The 15,236-nt window shown below is 74.4% G+C and carries 8 protein-coding genes; 2 read left to right on the top strand and 6 right to left on the bottom strand.

All coding sequences use genetic code 11. From position 1 onward, the window contains the following. Window positions 1–25 precede the first annotated feature (25 nt). Window positions 26–4,225: a trypsin-like peptidase domain-containing protein gene (locus ACIRGB_RS29395; protein ID WP_403871461.1), complete on the top strand. Its 4,200-nt coding sequence runs from the start codon at window positions 26–28 to the stop codon at window positions 4,223–4,225. 142 nt (window positions 4,226–4,367) lie between these two features. Next, on the top strand, window positions 4,368–5,324 hold the full coding sequence (locus ACIRGB_RS29390; RefSeq protein ID WP_403871458.1) for a bifunctional riboflavin kinase/FAD synthetase: 957 nt from the start codon (window positions 4,368–4,370) through the stop codon (window positions 5,322–5,324). 445 nt (window positions 5,325–5,769) lie between these two features. On the opposite strand, the gene ACIRGB_RS29385 is transcribed toward ACIRGB_RS29390, so the two are convergent. From ACIRGB_RS29385 to ACIRGB_RS29360, 6 genes are all read right to left on the bottom strand, one after another. Beyond that, on the bottom strand, window positions 5,770–6,825 hold the full coding sequence (locus ACIRGB_RS29385; protein WP_403871455.1) for an ABC transporter ATP-binding protein: 1,056 nt from the start codon (window positions 6,823–6,825) through the stop codon (window positions 5,770–5,772). After that, the gene (locus tag ACIRGB_RS29380; protein ID WP_403871452.1) at window positions 6,822–7,838 is read right to left on the bottom strand and encodes an ABC transporter ATP-binding protein; all 1,017 of its coding nucleotides are present in this window, start codon (window positions 7,836–7,838) and stop codon (window positions 6,822–6,824) included. Before ACIRGB_RS29380 ends, ACIRGB_RS29385 begins: the two co-directional genes overlap by 4 nt. Continuing rightward, entirely contained in the window at window positions 7,835–8,767 is a 933-nt protein-coding gene (locus tag ACIRGB_RS29375; RefSeq protein ID WP_403871449.1) for an ABC transporter permease, read from the bottom strand. Before ACIRGB_RS29375 ends, ACIRGB_RS29380 begins: the two co-directional genes overlap by 4 nt. Next, complete coding sequence (locus ACIRGB_RS29370) at window positions 8,764–9,816, bottom strand: ABC transporter permease (RefSeq protein ID WP_403871446.1); 1,053 nt, start codon at window positions 9,814–9,816, stop codon at window positions 8,764–8,766. Before ACIRGB_RS29370 ends, ACIRGB_RS29375 begins: the two co-directional genes overlap by 4 nt. Next, complete coding sequence (locus ACIRGB_RS29365) at window positions 9,809–11,674, bottom strand: ABC transporter substrate-binding protein (protein WP_403871443.1); 1,866 nt, start codon at window positions 11,672–11,674, stop codon at window positions 9,809–9,811. The genes ACIRGB_RS29370 and ACIRGB_RS29365 overlap by 8 nt, the downstream gene beginning before the upstream one ends. Window positions 11,675–11,977: 303 nt before the next feature. Further along, on the bottom strand, window positions 11,978–15,046 hold the full coding sequence (locus ACIRGB_RS29360; protein ID WP_403871440.1) for an SCO5717 family growth-regulating ATPase: 3,069 nt from the start codon (window positions 15,044–15,046) through the stop codon (window positions 11,978–11,980). Window positions 15,047–15,236 lie beyond the last annotated feature (190 nt).

The following is a 15,236-nucleotide window of genomic DNA, read 5'->3' as shown; positions in this document are numbered from 1 at the left end:
GGGTGTACGGCGGGGAGGCTCGACGATGGCGTCGCGGAACCGGTCCCGGGAGGCAACGGGCGGCAGGGCGGGGGAGCGGCCCGGGGACGGCTCCCTGGCAGCACGAGTCGGGCCTCCGACCCTCCACGAGGCAGATCCGGCGGGGTCCGCGTCCGATCCGGCCGCGTGCGCGTCCGACGCCGCCCTGATCCGCTTCCACGACCTCGCCGGCCGCCCCCGCGGCACGGGATTCGTCGCCGACCACCACGGCACGGTGCTCACCAGCCACGAAGCGGTCGACGGCCTGACCCGGCTGGTCCTGAGCACCGCCGGGGACCGACGGCGCGTCGTGGCCGCCGCCGACGTGACCCCACTGCCCGAGCTCGGCCTCGCCCTGGTGCGCACCGAGGGGCTCGGCGTCGACCCGCTGCCCCTCACCGCGCGGGACCGCGTCGAGGCCGGGACGTACGTCCGGATCGCCGCCGGCGGCTGGCGCGAGGCCCGGGTCCTGGGCACCACCGACGTCACCTACACGGCCACCGACCGCTTCCACCTCCTCGGTGACGCCCTCGAACTGGCCGTCGGCACCTGTGGGCGGGACGCCCTGCGGCTGGGCGGCGGCGCGGCCGGCGGTCCCGTGCTCGACGTGGCGACCGGCGCCGTCCTCGGCGTCCTCGGCACCGCCCTCAGCTCCGGGCACAGCGACGTCGGCTTCGCCGTGCCGCTGCGCAGCGCCACCGCGGGCCCGCTCGCCGGGCTCCTCGCCGAGAACGCGGCGACGGTCCCGGCATACGGTGCCGATCTCAACCTGGCCGGGGTGCTCGCCCTCACCGCGACGTCGGTCACGGACGGGGGGCCCACTGCCGCGCCGGGCGGCGGAACCGGCGCGGGGGAACCGGTCGAACGGGCGGCGGTGACGCGGGAGTTCGCCGCCTTCACCGCCGGCCGCGCCCGGGTGCTCGGCCTGGTCGGGGCGCCGGGCAGCGGCCGGACGACCGAGCTGGCCGCCCTCGCCGCCCGTCGTTCCAGGGGTCCGGACGCGGCGCCCACGCTCTGGCTGCGCGGAGCCGATCTCCACGACGACGACATGTCGCTGGCGGACGCGGCTCGCCGGACGCTGACCCGGGCCGCCCGCATCGTCGCCGCCTCGGGCCGTCCCGGCCCCGGTGACCTCGGCGACCTCGGTGACATCGCCCCGGAGCGCCTCGCCCACCTGGCCCGCGCCGCCGGACGGCCCCTCCTGGTCCTCCTCGACGGCCCCGAGGAGATGCCGCCCGTCCTGGCGCACCGCCTCCCCGAGTGGACCGAGGGCACGGCCACCTGGCTGCGGGAGACGGACACCCGCCTCGTGGTGGCCTGCCGCGCGGAGTACTGGGAGCACGCGGGGGCGGAATTCCCGGGCGAGCTTCTGTACGGGCCGGGGGCGGGAGTGCCGTTGCCCGCTTCGGCGGGTGCGGGGGCGGCTGTGGTGCGGGCGTCCGCGGGGGCGGCCGCCGCACCGGCACCGTGGCCCGGACCGGGCGGTGCGGTGCGGGCGGCGGGTGGGGCGCCGCCGTCCGGCGCGGCGCTCGCCTTGCCGGGGCCGGGAGCGAAACCGAGTGCGGCCGGTGGCGTGCACTGGTCCGGGACCGGCCTGCGGGAGCCGCGGTCGGGGGCTGCCGAAGGAGCGCCGGCGCCCCGGGCGTCCGGCGTGGCGCCGTGGCCGCGTGGTACCGACGGCACTGTGGGTCCGCGACCGGGGTGGGCCGCCGCAGGACCCTCCGGCGGGATGGACGCCGCCGGACCCGAGCCGGTGTCCGCGGGCACCCGGGGGAGCCTGCGGGAGCCGCGGTCGGGGGCTGCCGAAGGAGCGCCGGCACCCCGGGCGTCCGGCGCGGAGCCGTGGCCGCGTCGCACCGACGGCACCGTGGGACCGCGACCGGGGTGGGCCGCCGCAGGACCCTCCGGCGGGACGGACGCCGCCGGACCCGGACCGGCGTCACCCGGACCGGCGTCACCCGGACCGGCGTCACCCGGACCGGTGTCACCTGGACCGGTGTCACCTGGACCGGTGTCACCCGGGCCGGTGGCCGCGGGCTTCCGGGGGAGCGGGGTCGTCGGGCTGCCGCCCTGTGTTCGCCTGGGTGATCTGAGCGACGAGGAGGCGCGCACGGCCCGCGCACGTCACGGCGTACCGGAAGGCGCCCTGGCGGACCCGGACGCCCGTCACCCCCTCACCCTCCGCCTGCTCTCGGAGGTCCGCGCCGCCCTCCCCGGCACACCGGACCCCGTACCCGTCACCCGGGACGAGGTCTTCGCCGCCTACCTGGACCTGATGTGCCTGCGCGTCGCCACCCGCCTGGCCGGGGAGAACGGACTGCACGGCACCGCCGTGCGCCGACTCGCGGCGAAGGTCTCCGGGCAGGTCCACGAGGCGGCCCGGCGCAGCCTCGGGCCCGGACAGGGCGGACTGGACCGGGAGTCCTTCGAGGCGCTGTTCCCATGGGGACCGGCCCCGGCCCGGCTGGGCGGCGGCACCGGCTGGGCACCGGCCGTGCTCGCCGAGGGCCTCTTCGCACCCGCGGGCAGCGGCTACCGCTTCGCGCACGAGGAGCTGGCCGACTGGATCCAGGGCACCCACCTCGACCTGGCGGAGGCCCTGCGCGCCCTCGTCCACCGTCGCGCCACCCCGCACGGCACCCCCACCCTCCCCGTCCCGCACCACCGCGTCGGTTCCGTCGTCGAGGCGGTCCTGCTCCTCGCCCGTCAGCACGGCGTGCCCCAACTCGCCCTGACCCTCGAAGAGCTGGTGCACGCCCTGGACCGCGACCCGCACTCCTGGTGGGCTGCCCGGCTGCTCGCCGAGGTGCTGACCCGGGTGCCCGACGCGACGCCGTACACGGAGGTGCTGCGGCTGCTCGCCGACGGCATCGCGGAGCGGGGCGGCGAAGGGCGTCCGGCGCCCCGGGTGTTCGGGCCCGGATTCTGGACGGCCCTGCGGGTGCCGGAGACCACCCGCCTGGACCTGCTGCGCCACCTCGTTCTCGCCGACGGACCGCCGCACCAGCCCGGCCCCCGCCACCTCGACACCGTGGCCGGGCTGCTCGTCGCCGACCCCGTGGCCGTACAACCGCTCCTCGTCCGCTGGTTCGAGGACGAACGACCGCTGCCCGCCACCCCGCACGCCACCGTGGCGACGGCCGCGCAGGCCCTGCTGCACACCCACCGCCACCGCGGCCTGGACGGCCTCACCGAGGTACTCGTCGACAGCGCGCACCGACGCGCGGACGAACTGCTCGCCGTCCTGGCCGAGGAGGAGCCGTCGGCGCTCTGCCGCGCGGTGGAGCGGTGGGCGCGCGACGAGCGCCCCGCGCGGCAGACCGCGGCGGTCACCCACGGCCTGCGGACCGCCCCGCACGCACGTACCGGCGCCGACCGCACCCTGCTCCGGCACGCCGCCCTGGTCCTGCTCGCCGGACCCTCCGACAGCCCGCTGCGCGGCGGCGCCCTCGCCCTGCTCGTCCAGGACCCCGACTGCCGCGACCGACACCTCCCCAGGGCCCTCGACCATTTCACCGCCGGTGACCCGCACCTCCCGCCGAGCGCGGTGGCCGCCGCCCTGCCGACCCATCCCGGGCCCGTGCTCGAAGCGTTCCGGGCCCGCCTGCTCGGCCCGGACGCCGGTGAGGCGCTGCGCGGGCTCGCCGACGCCACCCCGCCCGCGCTGGCCGACCGGGTGGCCGCCCTCCTCGGGCAGGCGGTCGCCGAGCGCCCCGAGACCGCTGGGCACCTGGCCGCGTACGTCGACTGGCGCCTCGACCGGGACCCCGCACCGCGCGCCGTGCTGCTGCCCCTGGTCACCCGGCTCCTGGACGACGGTCCCGAGCCGGCGCGGGCCGCGCTCGCCGGAGTTCTCGCCGCCGACGGGGCGACGGCCGGCGCCCCGCTCCGCCGCGAACTGCGCGAGCGCCTGTTCGCCCGCGAACACGAACCCGCCGTCCTGGACGCGCTGCTGCACGCGGCCGCCCGGTGCGACGGCGCGGAGCTGCGCGCCCTCGTCCAGCGCACCGGGCTGCTCCTCGTCCGCACCCCCGAGGGCGCCACCCGCTTCGACCGCGGCCTCGTCGACCTGGCCCGCCACCTCCCGGGCTTCGCCCGCCGACTGACCGGCTGGCTCAGCGACGCGCCCCAGGACTGGGCCGCGCTGGTGGGCCCCAGCACCCGCCGCACGATCGAGCACCTGGCGGGCGCCCGCGTCCCCGCCTGACCCCGGCCTCCGGTCACAGCGCCGGTGCGGAGGCGATGCCGATGCCGATGCGGGCCGGAGCCGGGCGGCATGGCACCCTTAGACCTGCGTAAGGGTCACCACGGAACCATGGAAACCACGGAAGCACCGAGGAGCGGACACAGTGCAACGCTGGCGTGGCTTGGAGGACATCCCCGAGGACTGGGGACGCAGCGTCGTCACCATCGGCTCCTACGACGGCGTTCACCGCGGGCACCAGCTGATCATCCGGCACGCCGTGGACCGCGCCCGTGAGCTGGGCGTTCCGGCCGTCGTCGTCACCTTCGACCCGCACCCCAGCGAGGTTGTCCGCCCCGGCAGCCACCCGCCGCTGCTCGCCCCGCACCACCGCCGGGCCGAACTGATGGCGGACCTGGGCGTGGACGCGGTGCTGATCCTCCCCTTCACCAAGGAGTTCTCGAAGCTCTCCGCGGCCGACTTCGTGGTCAAGGTCCTGGTCGACCGGCTGCGCGCCAAGGCGGTCGTCGAGGGCCCCAACTTCCGCTTCGGCCACAAGGCCGCCGGGAACGTGGACTTCCTCACCGAGCAGGGCAAGGTCTACGGCTTCGAGGTCGAGGTCGTCGACCTGTACGTCACCGGCGAGGCGGGCGGCGGCGAGCCGTTCTCCTCCACCCTGACCCGCCGCCTGGTCGCCGAGGGCGACGTGTCCGGCGCCGCGGAGATCCTGGGCCGCCCACACCGCGTCGAGGGCGTGGTCGTGCGGGGCGCCCAGCGCGGCCGAGAGATGGGCTTCCCCACGGCCAACGTCGAGACCCTCCCGCACACCGCGATCCCGGCCGACGGCGTCTACGCCGGCTGGCTGCACGCCCAGGGCGAGGCGATGCCGGCCGCGATCTCCGTCGGCACCAACCCGCAGTTCGAGGGCACCGAGCGCACGGTCGAGGCGTACGCCATCGATCGGGTGGGCCTGGAGCTGTACGGCCTGCACGTCGCCGTGGACTTCGTGGCCTTCGTCCGCGGGCAGGCGAAGTTCGAGACGCTGGACGCGCTCCTGGAGCAGATGGCCGAGGACGTGGACCGATGCCGCGAGATCACCGCGACGGACGCCCCCGGGGCCTGACGCGGGAACGCCCTCGGGGCTTGAGGCCGGGGACGCTTACGGTCCGGCGGTCGAGGTCGAATCCGAGGTTGACGATCGAGGCCACGCCGCACCGGACAGCCGACGACCTCCCGCCCTGGGCCTGACGGCCGACGAGGACGGGGCCCTGACACAGTCCATGACGGCAGCTCGGGCGGCGCACGCGCCCGGCCCGGGGCAGTCGCCCGTAGACGTCCCACGGTTCCCTTGCCCCGTTCCAGCGGTCGAGGGCGCATCCGGGGCTGACGATCGAGGCCACGCCGGGTCTGACAGCCGACGACCTCCCGCCCTGGGCCTGACGGCCGACGAGGACGGGGCCCCGACGCGGTCCATGACGGCAGCCCGGGCGGGCACGCGCCCGCGCCGGGGCCGTCGCCCGTAGCCGACCCATGGCCCCCTTGCCCCGTCAGCCGTCAGCCGTCAGCCGTCAGCCCGGCGGTCCCGCCGCGGGCTGCTTCGCCCGCGCCCAGTGGCAGGCGACCTGGGATTCGGCGCCGCCGCGCAGGATCTCCAGCCCCCGGCTCCGGCAGGCGTCCGCGACACCGGCCCGTTCGGCCTCGCCGCCCGCCAGGACCGGGCAGCGCACGTGGAAGCGGCAGCCGCCGGGGATGTACGACGGGTCCGGAGGCTCCCCGGTGAGCACGACCGGCGTGCCGGGGGCCTCCGGCAGCACGGACAGCAGGGCCTGGGTGTAGGGGTGCCGGGGTGCCGTCAGCACCTGCTCCACCGGGCCGGTCTCGACGATCCGGCCCAGGTACATCACCGCGACCCGGTCGGCGATGTTCCAGGCCAGCCCGAGATCGTGGGTCACCACCAGCGCGGACAGGCCCAGCTCGGTACGCAGCCGCAGCAGCAGCGCGAGGATCTCGCCGCGCACCGACGCGTCGAGGGAGGCCACCGGTTCGTCGGCGACGAGCAGCTCGGGTCGCAGGACCAGCGCGCCCGCGATGACGACCCGCTGGCGCTGGCCCCCGGACAGCTCGTGCGGGTAGCGCAGGAAGAACCGCTCCGGCGGGCGCAGCCCGGCCCGCGCCAGCGCCTCGGCGACCGCCGTCCGCTCGTCCCCGGCGTGGCCGTGGATGCGCAGACCCTCGGCGACGATGTCGTACACCGTGTGCCGCGGGTTCAGCGAACCGCTCGGGTCCTGGAGGACGAGCTGGGCCCGCCTGCGGTACGCCTTGAGGGCCCGGCCGGAGCACGTGAGGGGCGCGCCGTCGAAGGTGACGTGCCCGCCGGTCGGCCGCACCAGGCCGAGCAGCGAACGGGCCAGGGTCGTCTTGCCGCAGCCCGACTCGCCGACCAGCGCGACGATCTCACCCCGCCGGATGTCGAGGTCGACCCCGTCCACGGCCCGCGCGGCGGCCGCCCCGCGCCTGCCGGGAAACGTGACGTGCAGCCCCTGGACACTCAGCAGCGGAGGCGTGTCATCAGGGGTCTCACCGGGGGTGCCGGTGGGTGTGCCGCTGGACGCGGTGCTGGTCATGGCGCACTGCTCCTCACTCCGTCGTCCTGCTCCGCGGCGCCCCCGCCCGCTGTTCCCGTGCCGTCCGGGCCCACGTGCACGCATGCCGCGAGGCGTCGCGTGCCCGCCTCCCGCAGGGTCTGGTCCTGGGTGGCACAGCGGTCCAGTGCGACCGGGCAGCGGGGATGGAACGCGCACCCGGACGGCACCGCCGCCGGGTCGGGCGGGTCGCCCGGCAGCCCGCGCGGCGCGAACCGTGAGGCCGGGTCCCCGATCGTGGGGAACGCCTCCGACAGCGCCCGGCCGTAGGGATGCCGGGCGTCCTCGTAGACCTCCCGGGCCGGCCCCTCCTCGACCACCTGGCCCGCGTACATCACCGCGAGCCGGTCGCAGGTGTCGGCCAGCACCGCGAGATCGTGGCTGATCATGATCAGGCCGACGTCCTGCTCACCCACCAGGCCCTCGATCAGCCGCAGGATCTGCGCCTGGATCATCACGTCGAGCGCCGTGGTCGGCTCGTCGGCGACGATCAGCCGGGGGTCGCACGCCAGCGCCATCGCGATCATCACCCGCTGCCGCTGCCCGCCGGACAGCTCGTGCGGGTAGGCGTTCGCCCGGGCCGCAGGCAGACCGACCTGCTCCAGCAGTTCCCCGGCCCGCTTGCGCGCCCCGGCCGGGGTGGCCCGGCGGTGCAGCACGATCGGCTCGGCGATCTGGTCACCGATGCGGTGGACGGCGTTCAGGGAGTGCATCGCGCCCTGGAAGACGATCGACGCGCCGGCCCAGCGGACCGCCCGTACCCGGCCCCAATTCATCGTGAGCACGTCCTCGCCGTCCAGCAGCACCTCCCCGCCGACCCGGGCACCGGGCGGCAGCAGCCGCAGCAGCGCCAGGGCCAGGGTGGACTTGCCGCAGCCGGACTCGCCCGCCACACCGAGCTTCTCGCCCGCCTCCAGGGTCAGGTCGACCCCGCGCACGGCGGCCGCACCGCCGGGATACGTCACCTTCAGGTCCCGCACCTCGAGCAGACTCAACGGGACACCCCCAGCCTGGGATTGAGAACGGCCTCCACCGCACGCCCGCACAGCGTGAACGCCAGCGCCACGGCCGCGATCCCGACGCCCGGCGGCACCAGGTACCACCAGTCACCGGAACTCACCGAACCCGCCTCCCGCGCGTCCTGCAACAGCCCGCCCCAGGACACGACCGCCGGGTCCCCGAGCCCGAGGAAGGCCAGCGTCGCCTCGGCCAGGATCGCGGAGGAGATGATCAGCGTCGTCTGCGCCAGGATCAGCGGCATCACGTTGGGCAGCACGTGCCGGGACATGATGTGCCAGTGCCCGCCCCCGAGCGCCTTCGCGCGTTCGATGTACGGCCGCGACTCCACCGCCAGCGTCTGCGCCCGCACCAGCCGCGCCGTGGTGGGCCAGGTGGTCACGCCGATCGCGAGCACGATCGTGCCGAGCGACCGGGACAGCACCGTCGCCAGCACGATCGCCAGCACCAGCGTCGGCATCACCAGGAACCAGTCCGTGATCCGCATCATCACCGTGGCGTACCAGCCGCGGAAGTGCCCGGCCGTGATCCCGATGAGCGCGCCGATGAGCACCGACAGCGCCGCGGCGAGCAGCCCGACCAGGAGCGAGACGCGCGAGCCCCAGATCAGCAGGCCCAGCAGGCTCCGCCCGAACTGGTCGGTGCCCAGCGGGAATTGCCCGCTCGGGCTCTCCAGCGGCTGCCCGGGCGCGTCGGTCACGCTGTCCACGTCCGACCCGACGGTCAGCGGCGCGGTCAGCGCCACGAGCACGAACAGCACCAGCGCCGCCAGCCCGAACACCCCCGCACGGTGCTTGCGGTACTCCCTCCAGAAGCGGGCGACGGAGGCACGGCGCCGCCGCCGGGCGAGCGCGCGCGGACCGGGTCCGCCCGGTTTCACAGGAGGCTCGGTGGTCTCGGCGGTCATCGGCCCACCCTCGGATCGAGCATCGGATACAACAGGTCGGCCAGGGTGTTCATCAGGATCACCGCGGCGGCGAAGACGAAGAACAGCCCCTGCACCAGCGGCAGATCGGGCACGCTGAGCGCCTGGTAGAACAGCCCGCCCAGCCCCGGCCAGGAGAAGACCGTCTCGACCAGGATGACCCCCGCCACGGTCCGCCCCAGATTGACGAAGACCAGCGTCACCGTCGGCAGCAGCGCGTTGGGCACGGCGTGCCGGCGCCGCACGAGGTCGTCCCTGAGCCCCTTGGCGCGGGCGGTCGTCAGATAGTCGCCGCCCATCTCGTCCAGCAGCGCCGACCGGGTGACCAGCAGCGTCTGCCCGTACTCCACCGCGACCAGCGTCACCACCGGCAGCACGAGATGGTGCGCCACGTCGAGCACATGGGCGAAGCCCTCCTCGCGGCCCGACTCCATGCCCCCGGTCGGGAACATCCCCGGGATCGGGTCCACACCCACCGACAGCACGATGATGAGCAGCAGCCCCAGCCAGAAGGACGGGATGGAGTACAGCGTCAGCGCCAGACCGGTGTTGAGCCGGTCGCCGAGGCCCCCGTGCCGCCACGCCGAGCGGGTGCCGAGGAAGGCACCCAGCGCGGTGTAGAGCACGAAGGCCGTACCGGTGAGCAGCAGGGTGTTCGGCAGCGCCTCGGTGATCTTGTCCACGACGGGCGCGTGGAACTGGTACGACGTGCCCAGGTCCCCGGTCAGCGCCTTGAGGCAGTAGTCCGTGAACTGCTCCCACATCGGCAGGTCGAGCCCGAACTCCTCCTTGTACACCGCGAGCTGCTCGGCCGAGACCGGGCGGCCGCCGGTCATGAACTTCACCGGATCGCCGGGGATCAGCCGGAAGAGGAAGAAGCTCGTGACGAGGACGGCGAACAGGGAGACCACCGCGCCCGCCAGCTTCCCCGCCACGTACCGCGGATACGCGCTGCGGGTGCGCCCCCGCGGCGCCTCCGTCGGCCGCTTGCCGAGCGCGGAGACGCTCGCGGAGCCGGTCGCGCTACTCACGGTCGTCGGCCGACGCCCGGCGGCGGAGGGCGAAGAGCACCCCGAGCCCGACGAGGACGACGACGCCCGCGGCGATCCCGATCACGGTGCCGGTCGACGACGAACCCCCGGAGGAGTCACCGGAGTCGGCGGGCACGGCCGACCACCAGCTCCAGTAGCCGTCCTGCCCGTAGATGTTGCCCGCGGCGGACGGCATCGTGGTGATCGACTCGATCTGGTCCGTGCGGTAGGCCTCGACCGCGTTCGGGTAGGCCATGACGTTCATGTACCCGGTGTCGTACAGCCGGGACTGGAGCTGCTTGACGAGCTGAGCCCGCTTGCCGGGGTCGTACTCGGCCAACTGCCGCGCGTACAGCTCGTCGTACTTCTTGTCGCAGATGAAGTTGTCGGTGGCCCCGGTGTCCTTCGGCGTCGCCGGGAGCGCCGCGCAGGTGTGGATGGAGAGCACGAAGTCCGGGTCGGGGTTGACGGACCAGCCGTCGAAGGCGAGGTCGTACTTGCCGGCCAGCCACGGGTCGGTCACGTTGTCCAGGCAGTCGAGGGTGACCGAGATGCCCAGCTCGCCCCACCACTCCTGGAGGTACTTGCCGACCGCCTTGTCGTTCGGGTCGGTGGCGTGGCACAGGATGCGGTAGTCCAGCGGCTTGCCGTCCTTGCCGACGCGCTTGCCGTCGGCGTTCGTGCGGTAGCCCGCCTGGTTGAGCAACCGCGCCGCCTTCTCGGGATCGTAGGCCAGCTCCTGCCCGGCCGACGGCTCGAAGAAGTACGAGGAGAAGCGCGGCGGGATGTAGCCCGCCCCCTCGACCGCGTGGCCCTGGAACACCTTGTCGACGATCGCCTTGCGGTCCACCGCCATGAACAGCGCGTTGCGCACCCGCTGGTCCAGCAGCGAGGGGTCGCCGTCGCCGAACTTCGTCCCGTCCTTCGCCCGCGCGCCCGGGTTGGTGGCGAGGGCGTAGAAGCGGCGGCCGGGGGCGTCGTTGACCCGGATGTCCTCCTGGCCCTTGAGCGAGTCGGCCTGGGCCGGGGTCAGCGAGGGCGACCCGGCGACGAAGGACACCTCGCCCTTGCGCAGGGCGGCGACGGCGGCATCCTGGTCCTTGTAGTACCGGAAGACCAGCTCGTCGAACTTCGGGGCGCCGCGCCAGAAGTCCTTGTTGGCCTTCAGCCGCACATAGCTGTCCGGCTTGTAGTCGGTGAGCACGAACGGACCGTTGCCGACGACCGGGAAGTCCTTGTCGTTGTTGAACTTCGAGAAGTCGTCGACCTTCTCCCAGACGTGCTTGGGCACGATCGGCACGTCCAGCGCGGTCATCGTGGCCTGCGGCTTCTTCAGCCGGATCACCAGCTGGGTCGGGCTGGGCGCGGTGACCTTCGCGAAGTTGCCGACGAAGCTGCCGTTGGCGGTGGCGGCGCCCGGGTCGGTCATCATCGTGTTGAACGTCCACGCCGCGTCCTCGGCGGTGGCCCGCTCGCCGTCCGACCACGTGGAGTCGGAGCGGATCGTGTACGTCCAGGTCAGCTTGTCCGGCGAGGACTTCCACTCGGTGGCGAGCCCGGGTATGACGTGGTTGTCCTTGGCGTCGTAGTTGGTCAGGTACTCGTACGTCAGCCGGTGGATGCTCGTGCTGAGCAGCCGTACCGCCAGGAACGGGCTGAGCGAGTCGACGCTCTGCGCCACGGCGACGGTGAGCACCTTGTCGCCGCCGTCGCCCCCGTCACCGTCCTTCGCCGCGGCCGAGGGGGCGATCGCCCCCGACGCGAGGAGCAGCGCGCCGGCGCCTGCCGCCGCGAGGATGCGGGTTCTCCACGGCCGGTGGGCGGTACGGCCGCTGCCGTGCTGATCGTGTGTGTTCATGACTACCTGACCTCGCGTCATCGCACGCGCAGACGCCGGGCGTCCTCGCGTGAGGCGGGCTTGAACGGTGGTGAACGCGGAATGAAGTGTGTGTCTACCAGCGGCAGTCTGCGCGCGTCAACGGTATGTCAAACCCCATGTGGCCTGCGGAAACGGCGAGTTGACCGATACGTCACCCTCATTGGCGCAGACCACTGGCGCTTGCCTGGTGAGAGCGTGGCGGTTGGGGCGGACGTTGCTGTTCGCACACGCCCGAAGGCCCGCGCCGTCGGGGACGGCGCGGGCCTTCGGGGGTGGGTGGAGCTACTGCTGGGGCGGGGGAGGAGGGGGAGTCTGCCCCTGCTGTCCCTGCTGTCCCTGCTGTCCCGGTTGCGGATATCCGTACCCGGGCTGGGGGTAGGGCTGACCGTAACCGGGCTGGGGATGCGGCTGCGGCTGCGGCTGTCCGGGCCCGGGCTGCGGCGGGTACGGCTGCCCCGGCATCGGCTGTCCGGGCTGCTGCTGCGGCGGCATCTGCTGTCCGGGCATCTGCTGGCCCGGCAGGGGCGGGGCGGCGACCGGCGGCGGGTTGCCGTCGGACGTCCACAGGCCGTGCGCCTGCTGGTGGCGGACGAAGTCCTCGGCGACCAGCGCCGCGAGGTTGAAGTACGCCTCCCGCACCTTCGGCCGCATCATGTCGAGGTCGACCTCGGCGCCGGCGGCCAGGTGCTCGTCGAAGGGGACCACGACGACACCCCGGCACCGGGTCTGGAAGTGCCCGACGATGTCGTCGACCTTGATCATCTTGCCGGTCTCGCGGACCCCGGAGATGACCGTGAGCGACCGGGAGACGAGGTCGGCGTACCCGTGTGCGGAGAGCCAGTCCAGCGTCGTACTGGCACTGCTCGCGCCGTCCACGGACGGCGTCGAGATGATGATGAGCTGGTCGGCGAGGTCGAGCACGCCGCGCATGGCGCTGTAGAGGAGGCCGGTGCCCGAGTCGGTGAGGATGATCGGGTACTGCTGGCCGAGCACGTCGATCGCGCGCCGGTAGTCCTCGTCGTTGAAGGTCGTGGACACCGCCGGGTCGACGTCGTTGGCGATGATCTCCAGGCCGGAGGAGGCCTGAGAGGTGAACCGCCTGATGTCCATGTACGAGTTGAGGTACGGGATGGCCTGGACGAGGTCCCGGATGGTGGCCCCGGTCTCCCGGCGCACCCGGCGGCCGAGCGTACCGGCGTCCGGGTTGGCGTCGATCGCGAGGATCTTGTCCTGCCGCTCGGTGGCCAGCGTGGAGCCGAGCGCGGTCGTGGTGGTCGTCTTGCCGACGCCGCCCTTGAGGCTGATCACCGCGATGCGGTAGCAGGACAGCACCGGGGTGCGGATGAGGTCCAACTTCCGCTGCCGCTCGGCCTCTTCCTTCTTCCCGCCCAGCTTGAACCGGGAACCGCCGGCCGCCGGACGGCTGCTCTTCGCCTTCTGCCGCTTGTTGTTGAGCAGCCGGTCGGAGGACAGTTCCACGGCAGCCGTGTAACCGAGCGGCGCGGCCCCCGGATTGGTGGGCTGCCGCTGGTCGTGCTGCATGGGCTGCGGCCAGGCGGCACCGAGCCGGGGGTCGGCGGGCGGCTGCGGGTACGGGTGCGGCTGCTGCGGTGCCTGCGGCTGCGGCGGGTACGGCTGTCCCGGCTGCTGCGCCGGGGGTGCGGGCTGCTGCACCGGCTGAGGCGCCTGAGGCGCCTGGGGCGCTGCCTGCTGCGGTACGTGGAGGGCCTGGACCGGCTGAACCGGCGGGCCGGGCTGGGCGGGCGGAGCCTGATCGTCGGCCTGCGGCGGCTGCCCCTGCGGCGGAACTCCGGGGTACGGCTGCTGCGCCGACGGCCCGTGCGGCGCCTGCGGGAAGCCGTATCCGCCGGGCTGGCCGGGGGCGGGCGGCTGGGGCTGGGGAGCCTGCGCACCGGGCTGCGGGAAGCCGTAACCGGGCTGCGGGGTCGGGGGCGCCGGGTTCCACGCCGCGGGCGCCGGCTGCGGAGCCTGCGGCTGGAAGGGCGGCTGCGGGGCCGGTACGCCCGGCTGCTCGGGAGGCGCGGGGGCGGGCTGCGGCTGTGCAGGCCACTGGTGGGCGGGCGCGGGCGCGGCCGGCGGGTACGACGGGGGCAGCGGCGGCATTCCGTCCGGCGCCGGAGGCGGCGGCGCGTCCTGCGGCACGCTGTCGGCCGGCGGCGCGGCGTCGGCGGGCACGGCGTCCTCGGGCTCGTCCTCGGCCGGGACGCTGTCCTGGGGCTCGTCCTCGTCCTCGGGGTCGGGGTCGGGTACGGCGGTCAGGGCGGCCGGCGCCGACTCGGCGTCCCGAACCGGCCCCGCGTCGGAGACGTCCCCAGAGACTTCCTCAGAGACTTCCTCAGAGTCGGAGTCAGCGTCGGAGTCGACGTCGGCCTCGTCCTCGGTGACGTCCGCGCTCGGGTGGTCCTCTTCCGGCGTCTCACCGGCCGCCGGGGACTCCTCGGCGGTGTCCTCCGCGGCGGCGCGCTCGGCGATCTCCCGCTTGAGGGCGACGGCGGAGAAGCGCATGGTCGCGCCGCTCTCCAGGTCGCCGTTGTCGAAATCGGCGATGTCGGGCTTGCTGTCGGGTTCGGGCTTGCTGTCGGGCTCGGGGTCTGCCTCGGGTTCCTCGGCGGCCGACGGAGCGGGAGCCTGGAGGTGGAACCCACCGACAGGGAACGTCGGCAGAGCCGTGGGCGAGGCGAGGTCCGCGGCGGGTGCCGGGTCGGCCTCGGGCTCCGGCTCGGGCTCCGGTGTCTGCACCCGCGGTTCCGGCTCGGGTTCGGGCTCCGGCGGCGCCGACTGCTGCGACGGAGACGGAGACAGCGGCGGCGACGGCTCAAACCCGCTTCCCACCGGCAACTTGGGCACCCCGGCCGGCCCCCCGCTCGGCGGCGCGGGCGGAGTGAACGGCGCACCCGGTCCCGGCGGCGGGGGCGGCGTGAACGCGGCACCCGGGGCGGGCGCCGGAGGCGGAGGCGTGAAGGGAGCCCCCGGAGCGGGCGCGGGAACGGAGGAAGCCCCGTGGGGTGTGGCGTGCGGCGGCGGAGTCAACCCCGGCAGCGGCGGCACGGGCCCCCGAGGAGCAGGCGGAGCGGCCGGACCGGAAGGGGCGGAAGAAGCGGGCGAACCGGAGGCGGCCGGCGGAGTGGACGAACCGGAGGACGACGACCCGGCTCCCTCGCTCTCATCCTCCCCCTGGCCGCTGTCGTCGGACGCGTTCTGCGTGTACCAGGCGGGCGGCGCGTAGTCGATGGTGAACTCGCCGGTCGTCTCGACGGAGGACTCCGCGTCGGGTTGGTCATCGCCGGGTGTAGCCCAGCCCCCGCGGATGCCGTCCCGGTCGCTGCTCACAGTTCCTCCTGGTGTGGTCGAGCACCCACAAGCCGTGCTGGGGCGACCCTTGCTTGTCATGTCTAAATGGTCCGAGGCCGTTCGAGGTCGTCCGATCCACCGGCTTTCCCCCTGAGACGCCGACGCCCCCTCCACGGGTTCTGGTGCCACGCCCCACACCAGCCTAATCATCACGAGCCCCGTACCGTCA

The sequence above is a fragment of the Streptomyces sp. NPDC102490 genome (genome assembly GCF_044765285.1).
GTDB lineage: Bacteria > Actinomycetota > Actinomycetes > Streptomycetales > Streptomycetaceae > Streptomyces.
The sequence above is the reverse complement of the archived record's forward strand: the minus strand, read 5'-3'. Positions and strand labels throughout refer to the sequence as shown.